Source organism: Curvivirga aplysinae, assembly GCF_009711445.1.
In the GTDB taxonomy this organism is placed as follows: domain Bacteria; phylum Pseudomonadota; class Alphaproteobacteria; order UBA8366; family Aestuariispiraceae; genus Curvivirga; species Curvivirga aplysinae.
Genome location: NZ_SMMC01000028.1, coordinates 1 through 2,235, shown reverse-complemented (window position 1 = coordinate 2,235; position 2,235 = coordinate 1). Strand labels below are relative to the sequence as shown.

Here is a 2,235-nt window from a genome sequence, read left to right as displayed (position 1 = left end):
AAGTTGTATAAGTTTCAATAGACTATAACGAATAATATAAATAGGAATTCTAAGATGGCTGCTGTCCTTCATATTGACGACGACCAACTACTTCATGAGGTTGTGAAGGAAAACTTAACCGAAATGGGACATGAAGTTCACCATGCAGAAAATGGGAAGATTGGTATTGAATTAGCATTAAAACTAACACCTGATCTTATCCTGATGGATATGGAAATGCCGGTTATGACAGGCTTTGAGGCAACCAAAGCTTTACGTGATGACGGATATGACGGGGTGATTGCTGCTTTAACTGGGACGTCCAAAATTAAAGATTTAGCAAATGCGGTATTGATAGGTTGTGATGATTACATTCCCAAACCTATCGGGGAAGATTTTAAAGATCGTGTTAAAGCTGCGATGGAACGAGGTCGTATGCGTGATGCCCCCGTTGGGGAAGCTTTGGATGATCATCTTTTTGACGACTAATCAAATTCATTTCTTAAAATACTTTTCACTGGAAAACACTCATGGCCATAGATGAAGACTTACTTGCCCAATTGAAACTGGACTTCCTTGATCACACAACCGATCAGTTGGAAGAAATTGATACGACGATCAACAACCAACTTGCTGGCAAGATACCACCGCAAGATGCTTTGAAAATTATTCGACGCATTATTCATTCAATTAAAGGGCAAGCGGGATCTTTTGGCTTCCCGACAGCAGGGATCATTGCACATCGGTTAGAAGATTTCATCGAAGACGACAAGAAAGTCACACCAGAACTCTCAATCAACATGCATGCATTTTTGGATAAAATACGCGAAATTGCCGAAAGTGGGGTTGAACCGAGTAGTGAAGAAGCCACTGGGATTATGCGTAAATTGCCCGTTAAGCGCTCGACCTCCATCCAATCTACAGCCATTGATTTCGATATCCAAACCCATGAAGTCGAGGTCTTATTGGTGACCCCCTCCAGAGTATCTGGGAAAATCGTCCGTGAAGAATTACAAGCCTGCGGCTTCCGTGTCGTACGTGTGCAATTTGCCTTGGAAGCTTTTGAATTTGCGGTTCGATCAAAACCGGATGTGATGATTTTTGCCATGACTTTGGATGAGTTATCCGGGTCTGATCTGGCACGGGCCTTTAATGCAATGGTCGCCACATCTCATGCGCCAGTTGCTGTATTAACCAGTTTTTCCTTGGATCATCCAGGTCTTCAGGGATTACCCGAAGGTATCTCGGTTATCCGCAGTGGCGCCACCCATTTCCCAGATGATATGGGGGATTTTTTGGCGCGTATTCAGACCGAATGTATGTAATAAATTAAACATAAATGCGAGAGTTTGTTGGAACATATATCAATGGTCGTGGCATCGCGTCAGGACAAAATGCCCCTTCTCCCTTGAAGGGGCATTAGAACTTCAAAAAGTAGCTATGAGGTTTTTTGGAATATGGGGGCCAGAAACCTGCATAAGAATATGACCGCTGAAATTCTGACGCCGTAGATCGACAGCTTAGTGGCCAATTTTTCTCAGATCACACTCAAGCTGGAAGACTAAGCCACATCCTTAATAGTATTCACGACCTTCATTTCTGATAATTGTGGCTCTAAGACATCATACCAAAAAGAAGGATGATCCAGACGCATCAAGATTGAAGAATGTTCAAAGGCATCATCTGGTGTTCGATGCAATATACCATCATCCCCACCATAAAATAAAGCAACATCCCACGGCTGCATAAATTCACGCATTGATCCATCTAAAATGATCTCATCATTCTTGGCGCCTTTTTCATAGGCTTTGCGATCTACCGCTTCATCCGGTACCCATTCAGTCCCTTTACCAGCATAAGTCACCAGCATCCGCATCGGTACCTTATCCACATGATATCGTCGACATCCACGCTTTGAACCCAACCAGAAAGCAAGGTTTTCTGTGTCCATAACCTCACAAAATTTTTCAATGTTCCCTGCCATATCTTTCAACCATTTTTCATAAAATGGATCATCTAAGATAGCAGTAGATATTTCAGGTTGAAGAACCTTTTTTAAATCCGCAAAAGCACAATCTTTACGTATTAAAGCCATTACCAATAATGGTTTATTCATAAGCTTTTGAAAGAAGCTTTCCGATCCATCCGGACTATTTCGTTCAACAATGCATAATTGATTTTGGGATGATTTAAACGCCATTAAATCATTCATATCCCGACTTTTTAACACGGCCATAAATGGATCGATCCTTAATA

The 2,235-nt window shown here is 41.8% G+C and carries 3 protein-coding genes; 2 read left to right on the top strand and 1 reads right to left on the bottom strand.

Translation table 11 applies throughout. The annotated features are described in order from the left end of the window. The first annotated feature begins 54 nt into the window (after nt 1-54). Nucleotides 55-468: a response regulator transcription factor gene (locus tag E1160_RS00205; protein WP_155152979.1), complete on the top strand. Its 414-nt coding sequence runs from the start codon at nt 55-57 to the stop codon at nt 466-468. A 41-nt stretch (nt 469-509) separates the two neighbouring features. Continuing rightward, complete coding sequence (locus E1160_RS00200; RefSeq protein ID WP_155152978.1) at nt 510-1,304, top strand: Hpt domain-containing protein; 795 nt, start codon at nt 510-512, stop codon at nt 1,302-1,304. 236 nt (nt 1,305-1,540) lie between these two features. Here the strand turns inward: E1160_RS00200 and E1160_RS00195 are convergent. Then, on the bottom strand, nt 1,541-2,235 hold a 695-nt coding region (locus tag E1160_RS00195), incomplete at its 5' end, for a DUF1826 domain-containing protein (protein WP_218048605.1).